Source organism: Daejeonella sp. (assembly GCF_044342615.1).
Lineage (GTDB): Bacteria > Bacteroidota > Bacteroidia > Sphingobacteriales > Sphingobacteriaceae > Daejeonella.
This window is the reverse complement of the sequence record NZ_JBIIPN010000171.1, coordinates 1-4,789: the sequence shown is the minus strand read 5'-3', so window position 1 is coordinate 4,789 and position 4,789 is coordinate 1. Positions and strand designations below refer to the sequence as shown.

Annotated in this window: 5 protein-coding genes; 3 read left to right on the top strand and 2 right to left on the bottom strand. The window is 36.4% G+C overall.

The genetic code is table 11. From position 1 onward, the window contains the following. A partial coding sequence (locus ACIQ0D_RS11640; RefSeq protein WP_395805796.1) for a BrxA/BrxB family bacilliredoxin occupies positions 1-358 on the bottom strand: 358 nt, incomplete at its 3' end. A 327-nt stretch (positions 359-685) separates the two neighbouring features. Here ACIQ0D_RS11640 and ahcY point away from each other — a divergent pair. After that, entirely contained in the window at positions 686-2,002 is a 1,317-nt protein-coding gene (gene ahcY / locus ACIQ0D_RS11635) for an adenosylhomocysteinase (protein ID WP_395805794.1), read from the top strand. A 126-nt stretch (positions 2,003-2,128) separates the two neighbouring features. Here the strand turns inward: ahcY and ACIQ0D_RS11630 are convergent, their stop codons facing one another. Next, entirely contained in the window at positions 2,129-2,566 is a 438-nt protein-coding gene (locus tag ACIQ0D_RS11630) for a thioredoxin family protein (protein WP_395805792.1), read from the bottom strand. Between the two features lie 192 nt (positions 2,567-2,758). On the opposite strand from ACIQ0D_RS11630, the gene ACIQ0D_RS11625 reads away from it, so the two are divergent. Next, a complete protein-coding gene (locus ACIQ0D_RS11625) occupies positions 2,759-3,478 on the top strand; it encodes a pyridoxine 5'-phosphate synthase (protein ID WP_395805790.1) in 720 nt (239 codons plus the stop codon). Positions 3,479-3,523: 45 nt separating this feature from the next. Next, positions 3,524-4,573: a tRNA 2-selenouridine(34) synthase MnmH gene (gene mnmH, locus ACIQ0D_RS11620; protein WP_395805788.1), complete on the top strand. Its 1,050-nt coding sequence runs from the start codon at positions 3,524-3,526 to the stop codon at positions 4,571-4,573. Positions 4,574-4,789: the final 216 nt, after the last annotated feature.

Here is a 4,789-nt window from a genome sequence, read left to right as displayed (position 1 = left end):
GGCGACCTTCAATTTGGTGACGCTCTATCATATGCACTAATTTACCATCCTTAAATAAGGCGATGGCCGGAGATGATGGAGGATAAGGCAGCATGTGTTCTCTAGCTTGATCAACAGCTTCCTTTTCCATTCCTGCAAATACTGTTACAAATCTATCAGGATGTTTTTCATTTTGGGTCGAGATCCTAGCAGCAGGACGAGCATTCGCAGCTGCACAACCGCAAACTGAATTGACCATCACAAGTACAGTTCCTTCTGCTTTGATAGCCTGGTCAACCTCATCAGCTGTTCTCAGATCCTGAAATCCGGCATTTGTCAATTCCTGACGCATTGGTGCCACTAAATATTCTGGATACATATTTTTATATTTAATTATTTAAAAATCAATACGACAAAGTTAAGAATTTGAAAGTAAAGAGACTTATATCTGTATAGATTTGACGTTTTTATTATAAATAAAAATCATCGCATCCGAATTACTGCCATATCTATCTAAATCAGCCTAATTCCATCTAATTGTAAATTATTCAAAATCCCTTATCCCATACGCTGAAATTTATTTAATTAATTAAAAAAAACGTAATTTTGCGCAAAGTTTTCCATGCTAGAATTCTCATTAAAATTCCGAAAGCAAAAACCTAATTAATTATTTATCGTACGTTAAATCGTATTTAAACAAAAAACTATGTCATCAGTAGAGACAAATTACGTTCCTTACAAAGTTAAGGACATCACATTGGCAGAATGGGGTCGCAAAGAAATCGGCCTAGCAGAAGCAGAAATGCCAGGATTAATGGCACTTCGTGAAGAATTTGGTGCTTCAAAACCACTTAAAGGTGCTCGCATCGCAGGATGTTTGCACATGACTATTCAAACAGCAGTTTTAATTGAAACGCTTGTTGAGTTAGGTGCTGAAGTTACTTGGTCATCATGTAACATTTTCTCAACTCAAGATCATGCTGCTGCAGCAATTGCAGCTGCAGGAATTCAAGTTTATGCTTGGAAAGGTCTTAACGAAGAAGAATTTGACTGGTGTATCGAACAAACATTACATTTCGGTCCGGAACGCAAACCATTAAACATGATCTTGGATGATGGTGGCGACTTAACAAATATGGTTTTTGATAGATTTCCTGAGCTTATTGCAGCTATTAAAGGACTGTCTGAAGAAACTACTACTGGTGTTCACCGCTTATATGAGCGTATGAAAAACGGAACTTTGCACTTACCTGCAATTAACGTAAACGACTCAGTAACAAAATCTAAATTCGACAATAAATATGGTTGCCGCGAATCATTAGTTGATGCAATTCGCCGTGCTACCGATGTAATGATGGCTGGTAAAGTAGCTGTTGTTTGTGGCTATGGTGATGTTGGTAAAGGTTCTGCCATTTCATTAAGCTCACAAGGTGTGCGCGTTATCGTTACTGAAATTGATCCTATCTGTGCATTACAAGCAGCGATGGAAGGTTATGAAGTTAAAAGATTGTCTACCGCAATTAAAGAAGCTGATATCGTTGTTACAACCACTGGTAACTGTGATATCGTTCGTGGAGAACATTTCCTTGCATTAAAAGATAAAGCAATCGTTTGTAATATCGGTCACTTTGATAATGAAATCGACATGGCATGGTTAAATGAAAACTATGGCAATACTAAGGTTGAAATTAAGCCACAAGTTGATAAATATACCATCAATGGTAAGGATGTTATCGTTCTTGCTGAAGGTCGTTTAGTAAATTTAGGTTGTGCAACTGGTCACCCTTCATTTGTAATGTCTAACTCATTCACAAACCAAACTTTAGCTCAATTAGAACTTTGGACTAACTCTGCAAATTATGAGAATAAAGTTTACGTTCTTCCAAAGTACTTGGATGAAAAAGTAGCTCGTTTACATCTTGCAAAAATTGGTGTTGAACTTGAAACTCTTCAACAACATCAAGCTGATTATATTGGTGTTCCTGTTGAAGGTCCTTTTAAAGGCGACGCTTACAGATACTAATTGAAAGATGTCAGTTGACAGTTAACAGTTGTCAGATATACTGATTAAAATAAAAAAATGCTTACCCAATCTGGTAAGCATTTTTTGTTTTATAATAATTGATAATTGATTGGAAGGCTTATAAAATTACCTTTTACTTATCTTAAAAACCTCTTGTCCTAATTCCACAAATCCCTTAGAATCATAAAAGCCTTCTGCCCTATATAATACTTTACCATCAGGCCTAATAAAGAAAAAGCTAGGATAGCCCTGAAACCCATATTTTTGAGCTAACATCGGACCTTCGCCTTTTTCGCCATTCAATGAAAAATTTATAAATGTTGAATTATAAAGTGAGCCAACTGACTTATTTTTAAATGTGGTCATTTTCAATTCAATACATGGCCCACACCAAGTAGCGTACACATATAAAAACACAAGCTTATTTTCCTTTTTTGCAACTTGTAATGCCTCGGCAAAGGTGTTTTCTCTAAACTGGATTCCAGAGCTGGATTTTTGCTGTGCCCTACTAGAATTGGTGGTGATTAATAAAAGGACAAATAATATACGAATTATTTTTTGCATTAACAAATTTATTAAAATGCTTAATAAATCGCATTTCAGATAAATTATTTTCATCCATTTTAAATAATTAATCAATCCTGCAAACTCAAAACATTGAAATTTTGTGAAACACTACAAAATATTAGAAACGCTGCATTGAGGCAAATTATCTATCTTTGATACATCTTAAATTATTAGTGATTGCGCTCATAAATGACAAAACTATCCGTTAATATCAACAAAATCGCTACTCTTCGAAATTCTAGAGGTGGTAATAATCCAGATTTGGTTAAAGTTGCGCTCGATGCCGAACGCTTTGGTGCTGAAGGTATTACAGTCCACCCACGCCCCGATGAGCGACATATTCGTTATCAGGATGTATTCGATTTAAAAAAGGCAATTCATACCGAATTTAATATTGAAGGAAATCCTAAAGAGCAAAAATTTGTAGAATTAGTACTAGCCAATAAACCGGCGCAGGTAACGCTTGTTCCAGATGCTGAAGGTCAGCTGACATCCAACCATGGCTGGGATACGATCAAACATCAATCGTACTTAAAAGATATTATCGCTGAATTTAAATCTGCTGGCATTCGTGTTTCCATTTTTGTTGACCCATCCGAAGAAATGGTTGAGGCGGCAAAAACTACTGGTACTGACCGAATAGAATTTTACACTGAAGCTTATGCCACAGGATACCATGAGGATAGAGAAAAGGCAATAAAGCCATATATCAAAGCTGCCGAATTAGCAAATAAATTAGGCTTAGGCATCAATGCGGGGCACGACCTCGACTTACATAATTTAAGCTATTTTTCGCAAAACATCCCAGGATTACTTGAGGTAAGCATCGGCCATGCACTTATTTGTGATGCTCTTTATTTTGGTTTAGAAAACACGATTCAGATGTACTTAAAACAAAAGAATGCATAACTCTAAATCGCAAAGATTAAATTTCAATTTAAAGCTTTCTTGAACATGATTCAAAAGCTGGACATAGCTGAATTTCTCAAATTAGCTGATACGGTACCTATTATCGACGTAAGAACCCCATTGGAATTTGAACATGCCAGCATTCCTGGAGCATTTAATATCCCTATTTTCTCTAATGAAGAACGGGTATTGGTTGGGACTTGCTACAAACAGCAAAGTCGCGAGGAAGCAATATTATTAGGTTTTGATCTAACCGGACCAAAATGGTCTACATTTATTAAAGAGGCTTTAAAAATAGCTCCCGATAAAAAAATAGGTGTTCATTGTTGGCGTGGCGGAATGCGAAGCGGCGCAATGGCCTGGTCATTAAGTCTTTATGGCTTCGAAGTTTACCTTTTAGAAGGCGGATATAAACGATTTCGTAATTGGGTCTTAGATCAGTTCAAAGAAGAATATCCACTCCTTGTTTTAGGGGGAATGACAGGATCCGGGAAAACAAATACACTGATAGAGCTCAAAAAACTTAATCAGCAAGTTATTGATCTAGAGGATATTGCACAGCATCAAGGTTCAGCATATGGCTCCATGGGAAAATTAATACAACCTAGTCAGGAGCATTTTGAAAACATCTTAGCATCTCAACTCGTAAAAACAGACCGTACAAAAGCCATTTGGGTTGAAGATGAAAGCCTATCCATTGGAAAATGCTTCATCCCCAATCCGTTTTTTAAACAAATGCGCGAAACAAACCTGTTTAAAATTGAAGTTCCCTTTCAAAAAAGAGTGGATTTTCTTGTAGAAGAATATGGCAAGCTTAATAAAGAGTTTCTAATTGAACGCACCTTGAAAATTGGAAAACGATTAGGCCCTCTGCAAACAAAAGAGGCAATCCAATCCATTGAAGCCGACCAAATGGATGTTTTCATAAAAATGGTTTTGGTTTATTACGATAAGACTTATAGCAACGGACAAGAAAAAAGATCCCCAGACAAAGTGTATTCTTTACCATGCAACAGTACAGATGCTATAGAAAATAGCCGAATTTTACTAAATTACATACAATCAATAGAACAAGGAACAAGGAGCAAAGATTAAGGATTTAGGACATTTCCGATTAAATTATATCTCACATCACATATCTAACATCTCAATACTCATATCTCAATACTCACATCTCACTACTAACATCTCACTACTAACAAATGAACCCGGAAGAAATAAAACTAACTCAATATTCACATGGCGCTGGCTGCGGATGTAAAATCAGTCCGGCAGTACTAGACCTCATTCTTCATAGTCCGATAAAACACG

Excerpts from the sequence above, each read along its gene's own strand:
- ACIQ0D_RS11630 (WP_395805792.1), bottom strand. The coding sequence starts at position 2,566 with ATGCAAAAAATAATTCGTATATTATTTGTCCTTTTATTAATCACCACC.
- mnmH (WP_395805788.1), top strand. The coding sequence starts at position 3,524 with ATGATTCAAAAGCTGGACATAGCTGAATTTCTCAAATTAGCTGATACG.
- ahcY (WP_395805794.1), top strand. The coding sequence starts at position 686 with ATGTCATCAGTAGAGACAAATTACGTTCCTTACAAAGTTAAGGACATC.
- ACIQ0D_RS11625 (WP_395805790.1), top strand. The coding sequence starts at position 2,759 with ATGACAAAACTATCCGTTAATATCAACAAAATCGCTACTCTTCGAAAT.